Origin of the sequence: Haloactinomyces albus (assembly GCF_031458135.1) — a bacterium.
Taxonomy (GTDB): domain Bacteria; phylum Actinomycetota; class Actinomycetes; order Mycobacteriales; family Pseudonocardiaceae; genus Haloactinomyces; species Haloactinomyces albus.
The window spans coordinates 3,537,579-3,554,763 of sequence record NZ_JAVDXW010000001.1 but is presented as its reverse complement, the minus strand read 5'-3'; the positions used below and the strand labels follow the sequence as shown (position 1 = coordinate 3,554,763).

Annotated in this window: 24 protein-coding genes; 15 read left to right on the top strand and 9 right to left on the bottom strand. The window is 67.2% G+C overall.

Annotated features, from left to right (window positions below; all coding sequences use genetic code 11):
* Positions 1–205 precede the first annotated feature (205 nt).
* Positions 206–412, top strand: a complete 207-nt coding sequence (locus JOF55_RS16915) for a zinc-ribbon domain-containing protein (RefSeq protein ID WP_310275372.1) — start codon at positions 206–208, stop codon at positions 410–412.
* Positions 413–442: 30 nt separating this feature from the next.
* Here JOF55_RS16915 and lysS read toward each other — a convergent pair whose 3' ends face one another.
* From lysS to JOF55_RS16895, 4 genes are all read right to left on the bottom strand, one after another.
* Complete coding sequence (gene lysS, locus JOF55_RS16910) at positions 443–1,657, bottom strand: lysine--tRNA ligase (protein ID WP_374727531.1); 1,215 nt, start codon at positions 1,655–1,657, stop codon at positions 443–445.
* A 278-nt stretch (positions 1,658–1,935) separates the two neighbouring features.
* Positions 1,936–2,391: a hypothetical protein gene (locus JOF55_RS16905; protein WP_310275368.1), complete on the bottom strand. Its 456-nt coding sequence runs from the start codon at positions 2,389–2,391 to the stop codon at positions 1,936–1,938.
* Positions 2,388–2,531 carry a hypothetical protein gene (locus tag JOF55_RS16900; RefSeq protein ID WP_310275366.1) on the bottom strand — a complete coding sequence of 48 codons (144 nt, stop codon included), beginning with the start codon at positions 2,529–2,531 and terminating at the stop codon, positions 2,388–2,390. Before JOF55_RS16900 ends, JOF55_RS16905 begins: the two co-directional genes overlap by 4 nt.
* Positions 2,532–2,597: 66 nt before the next feature.
* Positions 2,598–2,933, bottom strand: coding sequence for a hypothetical protein (locus JOF55_RS16895; RefSeq protein WP_310275364.1), 336 nt, complete (start codon positions 2,931–2,933; stop codon positions 2,598–2,600).
* 444 nt (positions 2,934–3,377) lie between these two features.
* Between JOF55_RS16895 and JOF55_RS16890 the strand changes: the two genes are divergently transcribed.
* The 3 genes from JOF55_RS16890 to JOF55_RS16880 all read left to right on the top strand — a co-directional run bounded on the left by JOF55_RS16890 (position 3,378) and on the right by JOF55_RS16880 (position 4,802).
* Complete coding sequence (locus tag JOF55_RS16890; protein WP_310275363.1) at positions 3,378–4,229, top strand: helix-turn-helix domain-containing protein; 852 nt, start codon at positions 3,378–3,380, stop codon at positions 4,227–4,229.
* Positions 4,230–4,249: 20 nt separating this feature from the next.
* The gene (locus tag JOF55_RS16885) at positions 4,250–4,459 is read left to right on the top strand and encodes a DUF397 domain-containing protein (RefSeq protein WP_310275361.1); all 210 of its coding nucleotides are present in this window, start codon (positions 4,250–4,252) and stop codon (positions 4,457–4,459) included.
* A 136-nt stretch (positions 4,460–4,595) separates the two neighbouring features.
* A complete protein-coding gene (locus JOF55_RS16880) occupies positions 4,596–4,802 on the top strand; it encodes a DUF397 domain-containing protein (protein ID WP_310275359.1) in 207 nt (68 codons plus the stop codon).
* A gap of 79 nt (positions 4,803–4,881) precedes the next feature.
* Here the strand turns inward: JOF55_RS16880 and JOF55_RS16875 are convergent, their stop codons facing one another.
* The 3 genes from JOF55_RS16875 to JOF55_RS16865 all read right to left on the bottom strand — a co-directional run bounded on the left by JOF55_RS16875 (position 4,882) and on the right by JOF55_RS16865 (position 7,159).
* Positions 4,882–5,205, bottom strand: coding sequence for a DUF2795 domain-containing protein (locus JOF55_RS16875; RefSeq protein WP_310275357.1), 324 nt, complete (start codon positions 5,203–5,205; stop codon positions 4,882–4,884).
* 127 nt (positions 5,206–5,332) lie between these two features.
* A complete protein-coding gene (locus tag JOF55_RS16870; RefSeq protein ID WP_310275356.1) occupies positions 5,333–6,475 on the bottom strand; it encodes a baeRF2 domain-containing protein in 1,143 nt (380 codons plus the stop codon).
* 111 nt (positions 6,476–6,586) lie between these two features.
* On the bottom strand, positions 6,587–7,159 hold the full coding sequence (locus JOF55_RS16865; RefSeq protein WP_310275354.1) for a type 1 glutamine amidotransferase domain-containing protein: 573 nt from the start codon (positions 7,157–7,159) through the stop codon (positions 6,587–6,589).
* Positions 7,160–7,356: 197 nt separating this feature from the next.
* On the opposite strand from JOF55_RS16865, the gene JOF55_RS16860 reads away from it, so the two are divergent.
* From JOF55_RS16860 to rocD, 3 genes are all read left to right on the top strand, one after another.
* Positions 7,357–7,809, top strand: coding sequence for a peroxiredoxin (locus JOF55_RS16860; protein ID WP_310275352.1), 453 nt, complete (start codon positions 7,357–7,359; stop codon positions 7,807–7,809).
* Between the two features lie 117 nt (positions 7,810–7,926).
* The gene (locus tag JOF55_RS16855) at positions 7,927–9,519 is read left to right on the top strand and encodes a serine/threonine-protein kinase (protein WP_310275350.1); all 1,593 of its coding nucleotides are present in this window, start codon (positions 7,927–7,929) and stop codon (positions 9,517–9,519) included.
* 135 nt (positions 9,520–9,654) lie between these two features.
* Positions 9,655–10,893, top strand: coding sequence for an ornithine--oxo-acid transaminase (rocD, locus tag JOF55_RS16850; protein ID WP_310275348.1), 1,239 nt, complete (start codon positions 9,655–9,657; stop codon positions 10,891–10,893).
* 22 nt (positions 10,894–10,915) lie between these two features.
* Here the strand turns inward: rocD and zapE are convergent, their stop codons facing one another.
* Positions 10,916–11,971, bottom strand: coding sequence for a cell division protein ZapE (zapE, locus tag JOF55_RS16845; RefSeq protein WP_310275346.1), 1,056 nt, complete (start codon positions 11,969–11,971; stop codon positions 10,916–10,918).
* Between the two features lie 34 nt (positions 11,972–12,005).
* Here zapE and JOF55_RS16840 point away from each other — a divergent pair, with 34 nt between their 5' ends.
* The 8 genes from JOF55_RS16840 to JOF55_RS16805 all read left to right on the top strand — a co-directional run bounded on the left by JOF55_RS16840 (position 12,006) and on the right by JOF55_RS16805 (position 16,123).
* Positions 12,006–12,758 carry a pyrimidine reductase family protein gene (locus JOF55_RS16840; RefSeq protein ID WP_310275344.1) on the top strand — a complete coding sequence of 251 codons (753 nt, stop codon included), beginning with the start codon at positions 12,006–12,008 and terminating at the stop codon, positions 12,756–12,758.
* 255 nt (positions 12,759–13,013) lie between these two features.
* A complete protein-coding gene (locus JOF55_RS16835) occupies positions 13,014–13,535 on the top strand; it encodes an Asp23/Gls24 family envelope stress response protein (protein WP_310275342.1) in 522 nt (173 codons plus the stop codon).
* 102 nt (positions 13,536–13,637) lie between these two features.
* The gene (locus JOF55_RS16830) at positions 13,638–13,985 is read left to right on the top strand and encodes a hypothetical protein (protein WP_310275340.1); all 348 of its coding nucleotides are present in this window, start codon (positions 13,638–13,640) and stop codon (positions 13,983–13,985) included.
* On the top strand, positions 13,982–14,302 hold the full coding sequence (locus JOF55_RS16825) for a hypothetical protein (protein ID WP_310275338.1): 321 nt from the start codon (positions 13,982–13,984) through the stop codon (positions 14,300–14,302). The genes JOF55_RS16830 and JOF55_RS16825 overlap by 4 nt, the downstream gene beginning before the upstream one ends.
* Positions 14,303–14,369: 67 nt before the next feature.
* Positions 14,370–14,549 (top strand): hypothetical protein, encoded by a 180-nt coding sequence (locus tag JOF55_RS16820; RefSeq protein WP_310275336.1) that lies wholly within the window; start codon positions 14,370–14,372, stop codon positions 14,547–14,549.
* Positions 14,546–14,959, top strand: coding sequence for an Asp23/Gls24 family envelope stress response protein (locus tag JOF55_RS16815; protein WP_310275334.1), 414 nt, complete (start codon positions 14,546–14,548; stop codon positions 14,957–14,959). Before JOF55_RS16820 ends, JOF55_RS16815 begins: the two co-directional genes overlap by 4 nt.
* A 4-nt stretch (positions 14,960–14,963) precedes the next feature.
* Positions 14,964–15,500, top strand: a complete 537-nt coding sequence (locus JOF55_RS16810) for a DUF6286 domain-containing protein (protein WP_310275333.1) — start codon at positions 14,964–14,966, stop codon at positions 15,498–15,500.
* Positions 15,497–16,123 carry an Asp23/Gls24 family envelope stress response protein gene (locus JOF55_RS16805; RefSeq protein ID WP_310275331.1) on the top strand — a complete coding sequence of 209 codons (627 nt, stop codon included), beginning with the start codon at positions 15,497–15,499 and terminating at the stop codon, positions 16,121–16,123. Before JOF55_RS16810 ends, JOF55_RS16805 begins: the two co-directional genes overlap by 4 nt.
* 50 nt (positions 16,124–16,173) lie before the next feature.
* Here the strand turns inward: JOF55_RS16805 and JOF55_RS16800 are convergent, their stop codons facing one another.
* Positions 16,174–17,106 (bottom strand): EamA family transporter, encoded by a 933-nt coding sequence (locus tag JOF55_RS16800; protein ID WP_310275330.1) that lies wholly within the window; start codon positions 17,104–17,106, stop codon positions 16,174–16,176.
* Positions 17,107–17,185 lie beyond the last annotated feature (79 nt).

Genomic DNA, 17,185 nt, shown 5'->3' with positions numbered 1-17,185 from the left:
GGTGCAGATCACGAAAGGTTCCAGGGCGCTGGGCCGAGGTGGTGACCCCTGCAGAACGGGCTCGTTTCGCCGATGCCAACAGCCCTCACGGTACTCCAGCACGCCGATCGAGTACCGACTTATCAGGACGTAATGCTGTGACGCGGCCCGGCACGGCGATGACCGTGCCGATGACCGGCTCCGGAGAATCGCTTCCTACGCTGGCATGGTGCTTTTCATCTTCGGCCTCGGCACCAAGCAGCAGCATCTTGGGCCCGGGGAGACCCGGACCTGCCCGCGCTGTCACAACACGACGCAGTGGACGCGCACGCGGGAGTTCAAGCAGTTCACGGTGTTCTTCATCCCGATCGCACGCTGGAAGCGCCGCCGGCTCGAGACCTGCGGCATCTGCGGCGCCGCCGTCGAGGCCTGAGCCGAGTCCCGCCTCTCGCAAGGGGAGCAATCATCCGGACGCAGCAGTTCGCCGATGATGTCGGCACTGGGGTGTCAGCAGCGGATCGTCCTTGTGCTGCCTCGTCAGTGGGCTGGTCTCCACGGGGAAATCCTGCACGAACGTGGGCTGGATCAGGGTGGGTTCGACCAGTTCCTCGAAAAGGTTCTCGACGAGCTTTCCCGGTCCCCACTGGGGATCGTGGGAAACGTTGTGCGCCTCGGCGAGCCGAATCAGCGATTCCGTGGAAGTCCGCGGGGTGATTTCCTCCCCCAGAGCCTGGGACACGGCATCGTGAAGCCGCACCGAGGGCCACTCGCCACTGAGGTCGATCTTGGTGTCGCCGCGCGTGACCACGGTGTCGCCGAGGACCGCACAGGCCACTTGCTGAATCAGCTCGCGAGTGAGCGTGGCCATGCTGGTGTAGTCGGCATAGGCTTGGTAGAACTCCAGCATCGTGAACTCGGGATTGTGCGTGGAGTCCGCTCCCTCGTTGCGGAAGTTGCGGTTGATCTCGAAGACCTTTTCCAGTCCACCGACGACCAGCCGCTTGAGAAACAGCTCCGGCGCGATCCGCAAGTACAGGTCGAGATCATAAGCATTGATGTGGGTTTTGAACGGGCGCGCGGTGGCTCCCCCGTGTACTTGTTGCAGCATCGGGGTTTCGACCTCCACGAACCCCTGCTCGTGCAGACCGGAGCGCAGCGCACGTATTGCCTCGGGACGTTGAACCGCCATCCGGCGGGTTTCCGGGTTGATGATCAGATCGACGTAGCGCTGCCGCACCCGCGCTTCGGGATCGGTGAGGCCGTGATGCTTTTCCGGCAGAGGCCGGAGGCATTTGGCCGTCAATGTCCAGTTCTCGACCATGATCGAGAGTTCACCTCGGCGGGAAGTAATGACCTCACCTTCGACGCCGATGTGATCGCCGAGATCGATATCGGTTTTCCACGCCGCCAGTGAGTCGTCGCCCAGCCGGTCCAGAGCCAGCATGATCTGGATATCACCGGAAGCGTCGGCGATCGTGGCGAAGCACAATTTACCTCCGGTGCGGTAGAGCATGACTCGCCCGGCGAGGCCCACCTGCTTCCCCGTGTGCTCGTCGGTGCCGAGGTGCCCGTACTTCTCGCGGACCTCGGCAATCGCAGTGGTGCGAGGAGAGCGCGCCATGTAGGGGTCGACACCGGACTCGCGCAGCCGATCCAGTTTTCCGCGGCGCACCCGCATCTGTTCGGGCAGGCCCTCGTAGGAGGTGTTCGCTTCACTCACGGCCGTCAGTGTATCCAAATCGATCAAGTTTTCCGGCTCTAAATCCGGGAGGGTGCGGGACCGGCCGGGACGAGCACAGGCGCTCGGGGATGCTCGTCCCGGCCGGAAAACTCGGTGCGGCGGGAAGGTGCCGCACCGAGGACCGCCCATCCCCCGACGGGGACGCCGTTGTCCCGCGCCGGGATGGGCGCGGCGCGATGCCGGGGTCGGGGTCGCGACACCGCGCCGGGTTCGGTCTATGCGGCGGGCCGCAGCACGTCGGGCGTACTCGCCGACTCACCGGCCTTCGGTAAGGGAGTGCGGTCCGGGGCCGGCGTGTCGGGGGTCAGCAACAGTGCCAGGGCCGTGTCGAGTGAGGGACGTCGCCGTGTCGGGGTTTCCGGCTCGTCGGGGTCTGTCTCCGGCCACCGGATATCCGGGTCCACTGTGGGCCAGTCGATGCGCGCGGAGACACGGGGCACTCGGTGTTCCTCCCTTTCCAGAGCATGTGTGCAGGGTGGACAGACGACACGTATCCCGTCCTGCGGCGGAGTGTCCCCGAGTCTGTGATGGACGGGCACGGACAGGCGGTGCCCGCAGGCCGCCATCGGTGCGCCACCGCTGGCGGATACCGCTACGGCGTGCCACCCGGCCTCCCGGACACCGGACATCCAGACGTGCGCCTCCGGCGGGGCCGGTTCCGGGGCGCTCATGCTTTTCCCCGGCGCGCCGACTGCCGTGCGGGCTCGCGGCGGTGCTCACCGGGGTCGAGGTCGTCGTGGCGGGGCCAGGCCAGGAGCATGCCCAGTCCGGTCAGGACGGCGATACCGGCCAGAAAGATCAGAAGGTCCATGGGATGTGTCCTTGCTGCTGGTCATTCGCGGAAGGCGGGAGTAGGCACGGGAGTGGCCGGGAGCGGTCACCGGGGCAGGCCGTGTTCGCCGTGCTCGTCCACCAACCGAGTCGACGCCCGGGTGCGCTCGGCCGAGGCCAGTCGATGCACGCAGGTCAGACACGGCATGCCTCGCGTGGTGTCTTCCATCCGGCCGGGCTGGAATGTCTGCCCGCAGGCCGAGGCCAGCAACCCGTCGGGCATACACATCGCCACGTGGATGCTGCGCCGGGACTCACCGACCTCGCCTCGGCGGTAGCGCACATAACGCACGCCGGTTTCCGTATCGCCCTGTTCCGGACCTCGCTGTTCCGGGGCGCAGCGCGCGGAAGTGGTTTCCTCGCGGGTCGCAGCAGGTATCATGATCTCACTCCTTGTCAGTGGGGAACGCTGATGAAGGGGGCCTCCCCGCGCCCGCCGCCAAGCACGCGCGGGGAGGCAGCTCGCCCGGTGGTCCTGCACGGTTTGCGGGCCGTGTGATCCAACGTCCACCGGGCGAGCGGTCTTTTTGGAAACTCCGGAGTACTCGGCTCACCTCGGCACGGCTCGTGCACGCTCCGGACAGCACCGACGACCGCTCACACGTCGCGTGGCACATGTCCGATCCCGGCGGGCAAATCCGGTATGCGATCCCATACCCGGATTGGTGCGCGGTACTGCCATGTTCGATCATCTTCTCTGTTCTGTCGGTATCCTTTACCAGCCTTCATGATCAGCTACTGAGAACCATAGCCATTACCGGTAACCATTACTAGTCGTCCATTCGGGTGATCGCGTTTTGGCCGGAACGCGGGAAGGATGCGAGGCATGAAGGAGAGCCCCACAGCACGCCGGAGGGCGCTGGGTCAAGCACTGCGCGAGCTCCGTATCGCGGCAGGCAAGAACACAGCGGAAGCCGCCGCCCTCCTGGAGTGCTCGGAAAGCAAGATCAGGAAAATCGAGTACGGCGACGTGCCGACCAAGGTCGCCGAACGCAACGCGTTGATGGCGGCCTACGGTGCCACCGAGGAGGACACCGCCGAGATCCACAGCTTGGCGAAAGGGGCCAACCAGCGCGGTTGGTGGCAAAGCTACCGAGGGGCGGTCCCCCGGTGGTTTCAACGTTTCGTCGGGCTGGAGTCGGCAGCGGCGGAGATCCGTACCTACGAGGTCGAGCTGGTCCCCGGACTGCTTCAGACGGAGAGCTACGCGCATGCTCTGATCAACAGCGGTAATCCCGGAATGCCGCAGAGTGAGATCGAGAGCCGGCTCAAGGTCCGCACCGAGCGGCAGGAACGGCTGCTCAAGGACGGCGCGCGCCTGGTCGTCGTCATGAGCGAGGCTGCTATCCGGCGCGTGGTCGGCGGCCCTTCCGTGATGTCCGAGCAGCTCACGCTGCTGCTCGATATTCAGCAGCAAGCCGAGGTGGAAATCCAGGTCATCCCGTATGCGGCCGGGGCTCACCCCGCGACAGGTTTTCCGTTTGTCTTGCTCCGGTTCCCCGACGACGTGGCCCCTTCGCTGGCCTACACCGAGAGTCTGACCTCGGCGGCCTACCACGATCGTCAGGCCGACGTTGACACGTATACCCTGACATTCGACCGCCTGAGAGCCATCGCACTGAGTCCGGCCGACAGTGCCGCACTGATGCGACAGGCGGCTGAGGAACTACAGACGTAACACTCGGAGAGGGGCGCGGCATGAGCGCAGACCTTCACCGCGCCGTATGGCGCAAGTCCAGCCGTAGCGGCGGTAACGGCGGTAACTGTGTCGAGGTCGCTCAGAATCTTCCCGGCTCGGCACTGATCCGCGACAGCAAGCTCGGGGAGACAAGTCCCGTCCTGGCTCTGCCCCCGGCACAGTTCGCCGCTTTCGTGGGCACCATCAAAGACGGTCAGTTCGGCGGCTGAGCCGCCGAGCATGACCATCGAGACTGCCCTGCTCAGGTGGCGGTTTGCCGCAAATCCCTCGAACAGGTGCTGCCGTGTGAGCAACGAGCATCGCTACACTCCGCTCATCATTCGTACGCACCACCAGGGAGCAGCAATGCCCTTCTCCGATCTCACCGGGGCTCGGTGGCGTAAATCCACCCGCAGCAACGGCACTGGCGCGTGCATTGAAGTGGGTATCGCTCCGTCCGCAACCGGCGTGCGTGACACCAAGCTCGGCGAGGCGAGCCCCACGCTCGCGTTCACGCGCTCCCAGTGGAACAGCTTCCGCACGATCGTCCAGCACGGCCGCTTCGACGGCTGAGCCGCCGGGCGGAGCCAACGAGTCCCGCCACGCCGAACGTGGCGGGACTTCCTCCGGGACTCGTCATCGCCGAGGTGCCTCAGCTACCGCGGTTCTCGCCCAGTTCCTCCACGATCGGGTTGGTGGGTGTCTGCGTCTCGTGCTCGGCGAGCCCGCTCTGGGTCTTGCGTTCCTGCTGGGCCTTGTCGGAATCCGACTGGCCCTCCTCGATCCCCTTGTCCAGGGGAACGGATCGGACCACCTCGGCCACGTTCGCGTAGTCGCCGAGCGGCATCGCCCGCAGCGCACGTGCAGTGGCCTCGTCGGCACCGTTGTTCTCGGCGTAGGAGACGATGTCCTCTTTGCTCGCCGGGAAGTCCGCTGCCGACAGCGTCGCTTCCACAGCCTTGCGATCGGTCGTCATGACTTCCTCCGTGTGATTTCCGGACTGTGGCGGTTTTCGGTAAAACCGCGCGTCCCTCGTGCCGTGCCGGAGAGGCCGGTTTTCCTGAAGCGTCCGACTCCACCAGGGCCAACCGGACGCCCACCCGCTAGCTGGGCGTATTGGGATCGCTGTAGCGCAGCACCGCACCGATCCCCTCGGTGAGATCGACCTTGTCCGTATCGACCAGCATCAGTTCGGCATCCGTTCCGATCAGGCACCGCACGATCGCCGCGTCGGCGGGGGCGCTGCTGCTGGAGGCGACCCCCATCTCCTGAAGAGCCTTCTCATCCAGGGCGATCTCGTTGGCTCCGGGCCCGATATGCACCGTGTCCACCGGCTCGTTCCCGGTTGCGGAGGCGCGCAGCAACGTCCGGACCTGGCCGCGCTGGAGAGCCCCCACGGTCGCTTTCCAGCCCTCGACCGCTCGGTCGTGCTCCCCGCGCTCACGCTCGAACTCCTGCACGGTTTCGGCCACCCGCGACTCGACGGCCGAGTGCAGAGTCGCGGAGATCTCTTCCTGCAGGCCCTCGTCCGAGGCCTTGCGGTCCCGGTGGCTCGCCGCGGTCTGAATCACCTTGTCCTGCAGTCCCTTGTGCAACTGGTCGTGCACGAGCTTGCGCTGTTGCACATCACCGGCGAGCACGATCGCCTCGGCACCGGTCCGGAGTGCCCGATCGTTGATCTCGTCGGCCACCTCGGCGGCATTGCGCTGCCACTTTTCCTCGACCCTGTGATGGAACCGCTGCTCGTTGCCCTCTCCTCCGGCGTGCGTCTTGCGCAGGGGAACGCCGCCGCTTTCCACCGTGGTGCTGTCGCTCTCCCGTGCGGCGTTGACCGCGCTGACCTCGGCACCGGAGTGATCGACCACCGCGACGACGTAGGGAATGCGTGCGCCGCGCATCCGCAGGTACGGCATCAGATGCGGCAGCGGTCCGAAGAAGACCCGCTCGTCACCGGGAAATTCCTCGGGCGGGTGAGGCAACTCGTCATCCAGCAGCACGCGCCCCTGAGCGGCGACGATGACCTGCCCGCGCGGTCCCGACTCACGCCACTGGTGCCCACCGACTCTCTCCGCGATCGCCTGCAGGGTCGCCTCGTCCGCTCCCTCGTCGGCCAAGTACTCCCTGGCTGAACGCCACCGGAGTTCGACCTGTTTCGGGGCGTTCTCCACATCCGAGGAAGTGTCGAGATACACCGTGGCGAACGGACCCGACTGTTCGTACACGTCCTGCAGATATCCGAGCTTCATGAATTGGCTCTCCACATCCGGTGTTCGTGGCCGCCGCACCCTGGATGTCACCTGCGGTATCACCCTGCGGTATCACTCTGCGGCCACCGTTTTCGGCAAGGCAGCACCGCTTCAGGCGCTGCGGGCCTGCTGGCGGTGCTTGCCTTCCGAGAGCTCCTCGACGGCCTTGTTGCAAAAAGCCGGGAGATCGCGAGGGCTGCGGCTGGTGACCAGACCCGCGTCGACGACGACCTCGTCATCGACCCAGTCGGCGCCCGCGTTGCGCAGATCCGTGGCCAGGCTCGGATACGAGGTCAGCCTGCGTCCCCGCACGACATCGGCCTCGGCGAGGATCCACGGTGCGTGGCAAATCGCCGCCACGGGTTTCTGCTTCGAGAAGAACTCCCCCACGAAGCGCACGGCATCGGAGTCCTGCCGCAGTACATCCGGGTTGGCGACACCTCCCGGCAGTACCAGCCCGTCGTAGTCGTCGGCGCTGATGTCGGTGATCACCTTGTCGACGGAAAAGGTGTCCGCCTTGTCGAGATGGTTCATCGCCTGGATGGACCCGGACTGTACGGACACGAGCTCCGGCTGACCGCCCGCATCCTGCACGCTCCTCCAGGGGTCGGTGAGTTCCACCTGCTCCGTGCCTTCCGGGGCCACCAGGAAGGCGATCCTGAGGCCACCGAGGTTGTCGCTCATGAGATCTCCTTCGCGTCGTCTCGCGATCTCGCGAAACCGCCCGAACACGCTCGAACGGTCGTTCTGCTGACTACCCGACCACGCGAGCACTCAAACCAACGCCGGAGGGAGCCGACCCGCTCCAGCGGCACCGAAACGAACGTGACCATGTAGGTTCACGGCCAGCGACGCGCACGCAGATCCGTCAAGGAGCACCGATGCGGCAAGGTGAGTTCGCCGACAACTTCGAACTACCCGACCAGCACGGCACCACACGCGCCCTGTCGACACTGCTGACCGGGGGGCCGGTGGTGTTGTTCTTCTACCCGGCCGCGATGACCTCGGGGTGTACGACCGAAAGCTGCCACTTTCGTGATCTGTCCGTCGAGTTCGCCGCCCTGGAGGCCCAGCCGGTGGGTATCAGCGCCGACTCCGTCGACAAGCAGCAGAAGTTCGCCGAGGCGAACTCGCTGGGCTTCCCGCTGCTGTCCGACGCAGCGGGGTCGGTCGCCGATCACTTCGGAGTCAAGCGCCGGTTCGGTCCCCTGCCGGTGAAGCGCCACACCTTCGTCATCGACCGCGATCGTCAAGTACTGGGCATCGTCCGCAGCGAGTTGCGGATGGCAGCCCATGCCGACCGCGCGCTGAACATCCTGCGCGGACGCCGATAGGTTGTATCCGGTGGATCTTGCGCTTCCGCCGTGGCCGAGTATCGGGAGCGCGGCGAGCAGGGCTGTAGCAGTTTTCGGCAAAACTGCGCGCCCCGTCCCCGGGGGGAAGGGATTGGTATGCAGTCACCGTTGAGCGCCGAGCCGAGCCACGTCGGGGACTACCGGCTGCTCACCCGCCTCGGTGCCGGAGCGATGGGAGCGGTCTACCTCGCGCGCTCCCGTGGCGGCCGTGCGGTGGCGGTCAAGGTGGTCCGGCCCGAACTCGCCGAGGACCCGCAGTTTCGGGAGCGGTTCCGTCGAGAAGCGCGAATGTCGGCGAAGGTCGGCGGGTTCTGGACGGCTGCGGTGGTCGACTCCGACCCGGATGCCGCGCAACCGTGGCTGGCCACCGAGTACGTCCCCGGTCCGACGCTGCAACAGGCCGTTGCCGAGCACGGTCCCCTGCCCGAACACACCGTCCACGGACTCGCCGCCGGGTTGGCCGAAGCGCTCCAGGCCGTCCATGCGGCCGAGCTCGTGCACCGCGATCTCAAGCCCGCCAACGTGCTGTTGGGGCCGGACGGTCCGCGTGTCATCGACTTCGGAATCTCCCGCGCGATGACGGCCAGCGCCATGACCGCGACCGGCGTGTTCTTCGGAACGCCGGGGTACTTTTCGCCCGAGCAGACCTTCGGCGGGGAGGTCGGGCCTCCCAGTGATGTGTTCTCCCTGGGTGCCGTGCTGATGTTCGCCTCGACCGGATCCGGCCCGTTCGGCAATGAGCACACCGCGGCCATGCTCTACCGAGTCGTGCACACCGAGCCCGACCTGGAGCAGGTTCCCCCGGGGCTACGGCCGCTGATCGCGGCCTGCCTGGCCAAGAGGCCCGAGAACCGACCCGGCCCTGCCGCGATCCTCGACCGGATCGGCGGCTCCGTCCCACGGGGTGAGCAGTGGTTGCCCGCACCGATCACGAAGTCGATCACCGAGCACACCGCCCGGCTGGAACAAACCATACGGTCCACCTCGCCCGAGACGTGGCAGCCACCGGAGCAGCAACCACCGGAGCAGCAACCACCGGAGCAGCAACCACCGGGTCAGCGAGCGGACCGGCCGGACGGGGCACCGCGTACTCCCGGCTCGATTTCGCGGGCTCCGTCCCGAAACACCGCAGTACAGGCGCCCCTGCCGGAGCGCCCCTTGGTGCGCAAGGACAGTCCGGGGCCCGTCTTCCGCACGGGCGGCCGTGCCGCGGCCCTGGTTTCGGCTGCTTTCGTGCTGCTGATCGCCTACGGAGCCTTCTCGCTGGTGCAACCGATCCACTTGGAGGGGAGCTCCCGGCTCGTCTTCCTGCTCGGAATTCTCTGCCTGCTCCTCAGCGGCGGACTGTCGCTGCTGAGGGCCCTCCGGCCTCCGTTACACCTCCAGATCAACGGGGACGGCCTGCGTATCTCCCGGCTGGGGCTGTACCAGGAGGTCCCGTGGGAGCACGTCAGCCGGGTCGGCATCGCCGGGCGGGGAGCGAAACAGGCGGTCGCAGTCTGGGTGGTCGATGGAACGACACCACCGAGAGCCACTTGGTGGCACCGCGTGCGGCCCTACCGGGGCGGGGCACGGATGTTCCGGATCGGTACCACCGGCGGCTGGTGGCGGAGGCGCCAGGAAGCCAGGAGACTCCGCCTCGCCCTGCAGCAGTACTCTCGGGGAACTTACGACGCCAGACAGCTCTGACCGGTGTAAACCGGATCCCACCCGGCTGTGCTGGGCAAGAATCCATTGCCTTCTCCCCGAACGACGCAATGAAGTACCGCAGAAAGCAATGCGTCTCCGATGGAAGCGATGACCGTGGCCACCTAGCCTGTGGGCATGACTGCCGCTCCGTCCCGGGTGAGTTCCCTCCCCGCCGACACGTCCGAATTCCTGGCTCTCGACGAGCACTACAGCACGCACAACTACCATCCGCTGCCGGTGGTGATCGCGGAAGCGTCCGGCTCGTGGGTGACCGACGTGGGCGGTGGCCACTATCTCGATTTCCTGGCCGGATACTCGGCGCTGAACTTCGGCCATCGGCATCCGGACCTCATCGCGGCGGCCACCGAACAGCTCAACCGGGTGACGTTGACCAGCCGTGCCTTCCATCATGATCAGTTCGGACTCTTCTGCCGTGAACTGGCGGAGCTGACCGGTACCGAGATGGTGCTGCCGATGAACTCGGGCGCCGAGGCCGTCGAATCGGCCATCAAGGTCGCACGGAAGTGGGCTTACCAGGTCAAGGGAATGCCGGAGGACGGCGCCGAGATCATCGTGGCCGGATCGAACTTTCACGGTCGCACCACCACCATCGTCTCGTTCTCCACCGACCGGGAGGCACGCGCCGAGTTCGGCCCCTTCACCCCCGGGTTCACGGTCACCCCCTATGGCGACGCCGCCGCTGTCGAAGCCGCCATCACCGAACGCACGGCAGCGGTCCTGGTCGAGCCGATCCAGGGCGAAGCGGGGGTCGTCGTGCCTCCCGAGGGGTATCTGCGCGCATTGCGCAGGCTCTGCGACGACAACGGGGTGCTGTTGATCGCCGACGAGATCCAGTCCGGGCTCGGGCGGACCGGTGAGTTGCTGGCCAGCGCGCACGACGGTGTAGCGGCCGACCTGTACACGCTGGGCAAGGCTCTCGGCGGCGGTATCCTGCCGGTCTCGGCCGTGGTCGGGCGGCGCGACGTCCTCGGCGTGCTCCGCCCCGGCGAGCACGGCTCCACCTTCGGGGGCAATCCGCTGGCCTGCGCGGTCGGCCGGGCGGTGGTGCGGTTGCTGGCAACCGGGGAGTTTCAGCGCCGATCCCGCGAGCTCGGAGCGCAGCTGCATGCGCGGCTGGGCGAGCTCGTCGGTGCCGGAGTGTCCGAACTGCGGGGGCGCGGCCTGTGGGCAGGCGTGGACATCGCCGAGGGCGGCCCGAGCGGACGCTCGGCCAGTCTGGCACTGGCCGAGCGGGGTGTGCTGTGCAAGCAGACCCAGGACAGCACGCTGCGCATCGCGCCACCGCTGGTGATCAGTACCGAGGAGCTCGACACCGGTCTCGACGCGATCGCGGCGGTTCTCCAGCGCGGGTGACGTTTCTCGGAAACCGGCCGGACTACGACTTGGCGAGATTGCGGGACAGCGCCGTGAGGCGGCTGATCGCACGCAGGTACTTCTTGCGGTAGCCACCGTTGAGCATCTCTTCGGTGAACAGTGCCGACAATGTCCCACCGGAGACACGCACCGGTATCGCGCGGTCGTAGAGCCGGTCGGCCAACGCCACCAGCCGCAGTGCCACATCCTGGTCGGGGGCGGCGTGCACACCACGCAGGTACACCGTGCTCACTCCCTCGACGAGCCGCCCGTACTTCGATGCGTGCAGTCCGGCGAGCTGCCCGCAGAGATCGTCGAACTCGTCGAGCGTGGCACCGTCGGTCGCCGCGGCCTCCTCGACCAGCTCGTCGTCGTCCATCGGTTCCGGCGCGTCCGGCAGACCACGATGCCGATAGTCCGGGCCGTCCACGCGCACGACGCCGAAGCGCGCCGACATCGCGTGGATTTCGCGGAGGAAGTCCACTGCGGCGAACCGCCCCTCCCCCAGTTGATCCGGCAGCGTGTTCGAGGTGGCCGCCACATGCACCCCGGCATCGGTCAGTTTCGACACCAACTGCGTGACCAGCATCGTGTCACCCGGATCATCGAGTTCGAACTCGTCGATCGCCAGCAACCGATGCTGCGACAACCGGCGGACGGTCTCGGTGAATCCGAGCACACCGACCAGGTTCGTCAGTTCGACGAAGGTCCCGTAGGACTTCGGCCCGGGCACGGCGTGCCATGTCGAGGCCAGCAGGTGGGTCTTGCCGACACCGAAGCCACCGTCGAGATACATCCCGAGCTTGTCCCCGGTCGTACCGGAGGTCTTCGGCGAGCGGGCCTTTCCGCCACCGAACAGCGAACGCAGCAGCGATCCCCGCCCGCTCCGGTTCGCTGCCGTCACCTTCTCGGCGAACTCGCGGCAGGCGGCCACGGCCGCGGCCTGACTGGGTTCGTCGGGATTGGGGATGTACGTGTCGAAGCGGACCTCGTCGAAACGCGGCGGCGGGGCCATCGCGTCGACCAACTCGTCCGCACTGATTTCGGGGCGGCGATCGGTCAAGCGCGGGGGTGTCATACCCGAACTCTAACCGCCGTGTTCAGATGGCCGGATGGACAGGCTCTGGCCGGCGGACGGCGCGCAGCAGGTGGACGGCGACCTGGAGACGTTCTACGCCTACCCGGAAGCGCTCCAGCAACCATGGGTACGCGTGAACTTCGTCTCCAGCCTCGATGGCGCGGTGACGGTTCACGGCAGCTCGCGAGGGTTGTCCAGTCCCGAGGACCAACGTGTCCTCGGACTCATCCGGGACCTTTCGGACGTGGTGCTGGTCGGTGCGGGCACCGCCATCATCGAGGGCTACCGGGCTATCAAACGCAAGGACGACCGCACCGAGCGCAGAAGGCGCCTGGGGCTTTCCGACGTACCTCCTATCGCCCTGGTCAGCAACCACTGCTCCATACCTCCCGACTCGCCGTTGCTGACCAACGCCGTGGTACCGCCGATCGTGCTCACCTGCCGGGCAGCGCCCGCGGACCGCAGGGCCGCCCTGCTCGAGGCGGGCGCCGATCTCGTCATCACCGGCGACGCCAAGGTGGATCTGTCCGAAGCCCTGGCCGCACTCGAGGCGCGCGGACTGCGCCGCATCGGCTGCGAGGGCGGTCCGACGCTCTTCGGCGATCTCATCGCCAATGACCTGGTCGACGAGCTGTGTCTGTCCGTATCACCGCTGTTGACCAGTGGCAGCGCCAGCAGGATCGCCACGGGGACACCCGCCGAGCACCCGCGCGGCATGCGGCTCCTCTCCGCCTTGCACGCCGACGACTCGCTGTTGCTGCTCCGCTACGGGAGAATGCCGGAGTGATCGATGGCGTCGCTGCCCGCAGGAGGCTCGTTGCGGCCGCAACAGCAGCATCCGGTGCAACAGCATCCGGTGCAGCGGCATCCGGCACGGTGGGCAGGGGTGGCCGTCCGACATGATTTTCCCCCGTTCGAGTGAGTTCGTTCCAGGAAGCACACGATTGCGGTCATCATGGCGTCCGATCGGGTACCGGATCGTCGGCCGAGTCCTGCGCTGCACCGGCGATCGCGAGACGGTGTGCACCGAAAGGAGCTTTTCATGACTCAGACCAGTGGCGCATCGGCCGGTGCTTCCCGCGCCGACTCCGAGCAGACGAGCCAGGCGGCCACGAACATTCCCGAAACCCGCTCCGGCGATGCCCCGGCTCGGTTGGCCGACGAAACATCGCAGGGCAAAACCACCATTGCGGCGTCGGTGGTGCAGAAGATCGCCGGAATCGCCGCACGCGAGATCTCCGGCGTGTACGCAATGGGCGGCGGAGTCTCGCGCGCCTTCGGTGCGCTGCGGGAACGTATCCCCGGTGGCAGCGGAACGTCGAACGTCTCCGGTGTTCAGGTCGAGGTCGGCGAAAAACAGGCCGCCATCGACCTGGACATCATCGTCGAATACGGGGTCTCCATCGTGGACCTGGCCCGGGCCGTGCGCCGCAATGTCATCAACAGTGTGGAGCGGATGTGCGGCCTCGAAGCCACGGAGGTCAACATTGCGGTCAACGACATTCATCTGCCCTCCGAGGAGGGCGAAGGCAGTGAGAACTCCACACCGTCCCGGGTCGAGTAACCGTTCCGGCACGCCCGGCCCACCGGACCCCCTCCGGACATGCTCGGGCCCGTGCATGGGCGGAAACCGCGGCCGCCGCACACGCCGTGAAGGACACCACCGATGACGGCAGCACACAACAGCTCGAACGAGACTCGGGCGGAGCTCGCCGACCGCGTGGCCGAGACGGTCCTGCAGCACCCTTCCGTACTCAGGTTGCACGGTGGTGAGTTCGGTGTGATCGCCACCCCCCTGCCCGGCCGCAGGGTCACGGGTGTGCGAACGGGAGCACCGGGCGAGCCCATCGAGGTCTCGGTGACGCTGCGGCTGGACCGGCCACTGCCCGAGATCATCTCCGAACTGCGACATCGGGTCGCGATGGTGGCCGGTGATGTCGCCATCGACATCACGGTCAGCGACGTCGTCACCACCGAAGAGGAGCACGGCACCGAGCGGGAAGCGGATTCATGACCATGACCACCGGAAAACCCGCACACGATTCCGGCGAACAGGAGCACGCCGCCGCGACCGCGCAAGCGGCGCTGCGCGCTTTCGTCCGCAGGCATCATCCCGATGTCGGTGGTGATCCGGACGTGTTCGCCGCCGGACTGGCCGAACTCCGTGCCGCGCGAGACCGTGAACGGCCGGGTGCGGAGCATCCGGCAGGAACGTCCGACCGTGGCGACGCACCCATCGTCGTGGTGGCCCGCCCCCGAGGTTTACGTGGCCTGGTGCAACGTCTCCGTACCCGGTGTGCCCGCAAGAGGCGAGCTCCTCGAGTTCGGTAAGGCCGACGTCACCGACGTCCGGCGCCGACATGACAGCGGTTCACACAGATTCCAGGAAGGCTCTCTCATGAACGCAACGCATACCGGACTGATCGCCGGGCTCGTCCTCGGACTCGCGGGGGCCATCGGCGGATTCGTCGCGTTCCTGATCACGCTGGTCGTCGGCGCGATCGGTCTCATCATCGGCCGGTTCGTCGACGGCGAGATGGACCTCGGTGATCTCTTCGGGCGCGGGCGGGACCGATGAGCTCGGCCGTGGACCCGGCACTCGACGCTCCCGACGACTCCCCGCCCGAGCGGAGCGACCAGACCGAGCAGGCCGAGCGCGGTCGGCTGACCATCGACCGTGCCGTGCTCCGCAAGATCGCCGAACACGCTGCCGACGGCGTGTCCGGCATCGTCCGCGTGCGGCGCAGGATTGCCGGAGTCGGATTCGGCGAGCACGGTGCCAGTGCCCGGCTGTCCGGCCCGGAAAGCGAACTCCGCGTCCGGTTGGACCTCGCATTGCGATACCCGACTCCGGTGGGCGAAACGATGCGCCTGGTGCGCGAGCGCGTCCACGAAGAACTGAGCCGAATCGCCGACTGCCACGTCCGTTCGATCGACGTGACCATCTCGGCACTGGTGCCGGACGCACCCGCGCCACGAGTGGAGTGAGAGCATGCGTGCACTGGTCCGCCTCATCACGACACTACTCGGCCTGGCCCTGGCAGCGGCCGGAGCCCTGCTGGTGCTCGAACTCGCCTGGGCGTGGTTGCGACCGGGCCCCGACTACCTGCTGGTCCCCTGGCCTTCGATCAGGACCGCTCTGCGGCAGCTGGCCTGGAACGACGTACCCGTCCGCAGCACCGCCGCGATCGTCGCCCTGGTCGGGATCATCCTGCTGGTCCTCGCCGGGAAAGCCGGCCGCAACGACATCCGGCTCCATGACCCCGCTCCGGAAGTCACCGTCACCACCACCCCCGGGTCCCTGGCGCGAGTCGTGGGCCACCAGGTCCGCGAGCAGGACGGTGTCGCCACGGCCTCGGTGACCGCCACCCGTGGACGGATCCGGGTCAGGGCCACGAGTGAGCACACCCAGGCAGGCGAACTCCACGATCGACTCACCGAACTCGCCGAGGAATCGGTGCGGAATCTGCCGTTGCGCACCACGCCGAAGATCTCGGTCACGGTACGTCCCGCGAAGGAGCGCCGATGACCGCTCATCAGCTCGACAGGAAGTCCGATGCGGATCCCAGCTCGACGCCGACCGGGCGGTCACTGGGCTTCGAACGTGGCGTGACGGCCGTGATCGGTGTGCTGGCGCTGCTCGGCGGCACGTTCGCGCTGCTTGTGGGCGCGGGCCTGCTCGGCATTTTCCGAGCGCAGCGCACGGTGCTCGACCCCATCGCGGCCCAATGGCTACGCACCCATCCCCGAGCCGCGACCGCGGCCGCGATCGCGCTGGGCCTCGTCCTTCTGGGGATCGGGATCTGGTGGGCCAAGCGTGCTCTGCGGTTCGAAGGCAGGCCGCAGCTGCGGCTGGGCAGTACTCCCTCCGGAAGCACCACCGTCACGGCCGCGGCGCTGACCGAGGCGATCCGGAGCGATGTTCGCTCGATCGGTGGTGTCACCCGGTTTCGCGTGCGAATGGCGGGAACCCCCCGGGATCCGAGTCTCCGCCTGGTCCTGTCGCTGCAGCAGGGGACCGATATACGCCGTGTCTGGGAGCAGCTGGACCAGGAGGTACTGGCCAAGGCCCGACAGACCCTGGATACCTCCATCGTGCCCACGGCCATCCGCCTCGAACTGGATCGAGCGCCTCGGCAACGGGTGCGTTGAGGACCGTCGAACCCGAACCGCACGGGCGCGTACTGCGGCCGGGACCGTGCTCAGTTCGCGCCCGTGTCCCGCGAGTCCGCACCGTGCTGCGGCTCCGATCCGCCACCACGGGTCGCCCCGACCGAGGCAAGCACCACACATCCGACCGCCAGCCACTGCACAGCACCGAGCGCCTCCTCCAGCACGATCAAGCCTGCCAGCGCCGCAACCGCCGGTTCCAGGCTCATCAGCACCCCGAACACGCGCGGAGGGATCCGTCGCAACGCCTCGAGTTCCAGCGAGTACGGCAGCACCGAGGACATCAACGCCACCAGCACACCGACGGCGAGCGCGGCGGGCTGCACCAGAGCGGCACCGGAGCCCACAATGCCGAACGGCATCGCCACCAGCGCACCGACGGCCATTCCCAGTGCGAGCCCCGATCCTCCGGTGGTGTGGTTTCCCAGCTTCGCTCCCATCAGGATGTAGCTCGCCCAGAAGGCGCCTGCCAACAGGGCGAATGCCACTCCGACGGGGTCCAGGCCACCCTCGATCCGGGACAGCAGCAGGACCCCCACCGCGGCGAGCCCGGCCCACAGGACGTCCAGCTTGCGGCGTGAACCGAACACCGCCACCGACAACGGTCCGAGGAACTCGATGGTCACCGCCACACCCAGCGGAATCCGCGCGAACGCCTGGTAGATACTCATGTTCATCGCAGCCAGCACAGCCCCGTAGCCGATGACCACCAGCAGCGTCCTGCGGTCCATACGCAACGAGGGGCGCCAGATGACCAGCAGCACCACTGCGGCGAACGTCAGTCGCAGGGTGCTCACCCCGGAAGCCCCGGCCAAGGCGAACAGTTGCTTCGCGAATGCCGCCCCCACCTGCAGGCTGATCATGCTGACCACCACGAACACGGGAGGCGGCACCACGTCGAAAGCACGCCCTGCGGTGTGGGTGCGGCCCCTGGACAGACGCCGACCCGGCGAAGCCTCATCCATGTGCGTCACGTTCGTGCCGGTTCCTCTCCGTGCTCGCCTGCCCTCGTGTCCCGTTCGAGGGGAGCTCTACGTTCGAAAG

What these genes read in the sequence shown, in the direction of transcription:
- rocD (WP_310275348.1), top strand. Translation starts at nt 9,655, where the DNA reads ATGACTGCCGCTCCGTCCCGGGTGAGTTCCCTCCCCGCCGACACGTCC.
- JOF55_RS16865 (WP_310275354.1), bottom strand. Translation starts at nt 7,159, where the DNA reads ATGAGCGACAACCTCGGTGGCCTCAGGATCGCCTTCCTGGTGGCCCCG.
- JOF55_RS16880 (WP_310275359.1), top strand. Translation starts at nt 4,596, where the DNA reads ATGCCCTTCTCCGATCTCACCGGGGCTCGGTGGCGTAAATCCACCCGC.
- JOF55_RS16860 (WP_310275352.1), top strand. Translation starts at nt 7,357, where the DNA reads ATGCGGCAAGGTGAGTTCGCCGACAACTTCGAACTACCCGACCAGCAC.
- JOF55_RS16830 (WP_310275340.1), top strand. Translation starts at nt 13,638, where the DNA reads ATGACGGCAGCACACAACAGCTCGAACGAGACTCGGGCGGAGCTCGCC.
- JOF55_RS16870 (WP_310275356.1), bottom strand. Translation starts at nt 6,475, where the DNA reads ATGAAGCTCGGATATCTGCAGGACGTGTACGAACAGTCGGGTCCGTTC.
- JOF55_RS16915 (WP_310275372.1), top strand. Translation starts at nt 206, where the DNA reads ATGGTGCTTTTCATCTTCGGCCTCGGCACCAAGCAGCAGCATCTTGGG.
- JOF55_RS16815 (WP_310275334.1), top strand. Translation starts at nt 14,546, where the DNA reads ATGAGCTCGGCCGTGGACCCGGCACTCGACGCTCCCGACGACTCCCCG.
- JOF55_RS16900 (WP_310275366.1), bottom strand. Translation starts at nt 2,531, where the DNA reads ATGGACCTTCTGATCTTTCTGGCCGGTATCGCCGTCCTGACCGGACTG.
- JOF55_RS16825 (WP_310275338.1), top strand. Translation starts at nt 13,982, where the DNA reads ATGACCATGACCACCGGAAAACCCGCACACGATTCCGGCGAACAGGAG.
- JOF55_RS16905 (WP_310275368.1), bottom strand. Translation starts at nt 2,391, where the DNA reads ATGAGCGCCCCGGAACCGGCCCCGCCGGAGGCGCACGTCTGGATGTCC.
- lysS (WP_374727531.1), bottom strand. Translation starts at nt 1,657, where the DNA reads ATGCGGGTGCGCCGCGGAAAACTGGATCGGCTGCGCGAGTCCGGTGTC.
- JOF55_RS16805 (WP_310275331.1), top strand. Translation starts at nt 15,497, where the DNA reads ATGACCGCTCATCAGCTCGACAGGAAGTCCGATGCGGATCCCAGCTCG.
- JOF55_RS16875 (WP_310275357.1), bottom strand. Translation starts at nt 5,205, where the DNA reads ATGACGACCGATCGCAAGGCTGTGGAAGCGACGCTGTCGGCAGCGGAC.
- zapE (WP_310275346.1), bottom strand. Translation starts at nt 11,971, where the DNA reads ATGACACCCCCGCGCTTGACCGATCGCCGCCCCGAAATCAGTGCGGAC.
- JOF55_RS16835 (WP_310275342.1), top strand. Translation starts at nt 13,014, where the DNA reads ATGACTCAGACCAGTGGCGCATCGGCCGGTGCTTCCCGCGCCGACTCC.
- JOF55_RS16895 (WP_310275364.1), bottom strand. Translation starts at nt 2,933, where the DNA reads ATGATACCTGCTGCGACCCGCGAGGAAACCACTTCCGCGCGCTGCGCC.
- JOF55_RS16885 (WP_310275361.1), top strand. Translation starts at nt 4,250, where the DNA reads ATGAGCGCAGACCTTCACCGCGCCGTATGGCGCAAGTCCAGCCGTAGC.
- JOF55_RS16840 (WP_310275344.1), top strand. Translation starts at nt 12,006, where the DNA reads ATGGACAGGCTCTGGCCGGCGGACGGCGCGCAGCAGGTGGACGGCGAC.
- JOF55_RS16820 (WP_310275336.1), top strand. Translation starts at nt 14,370, where the DNA reads ATGAACGCAACGCATACCGGACTGATCGCCGGGCTCGTCCTCGGACTC.
- JOF55_RS16855 (WP_310275350.1), top strand. Translation starts at nt 7,927, where the DNA reads ATGCAGTCACCGTTGAGCGCCGAGCCGAGCCACGTCGGGGACTACCGG.
- JOF55_RS16890 (WP_310275363.1), top strand. Translation starts at nt 3,378, where the DNA reads ATGAAGGAGAGCCCCACAGCACGCCGGAGGGCGCTGGGTCAAGCACTG.
- JOF55_RS16800 (WP_310275330.1), bottom strand. Translation starts at nt 17,106, where the DNA reads ATGGATGAGGCTTCGCCGGGTCGGCGTCTGTCCAGGGGCCGCACCCAC.
- JOF55_RS16810 (WP_310275333.1), top strand. Translation starts at nt 14,964, where the DNA reads ATGCGTGCACTGGTCCGCCTCATCACGACACTACTCGGCCTGGCCCTG.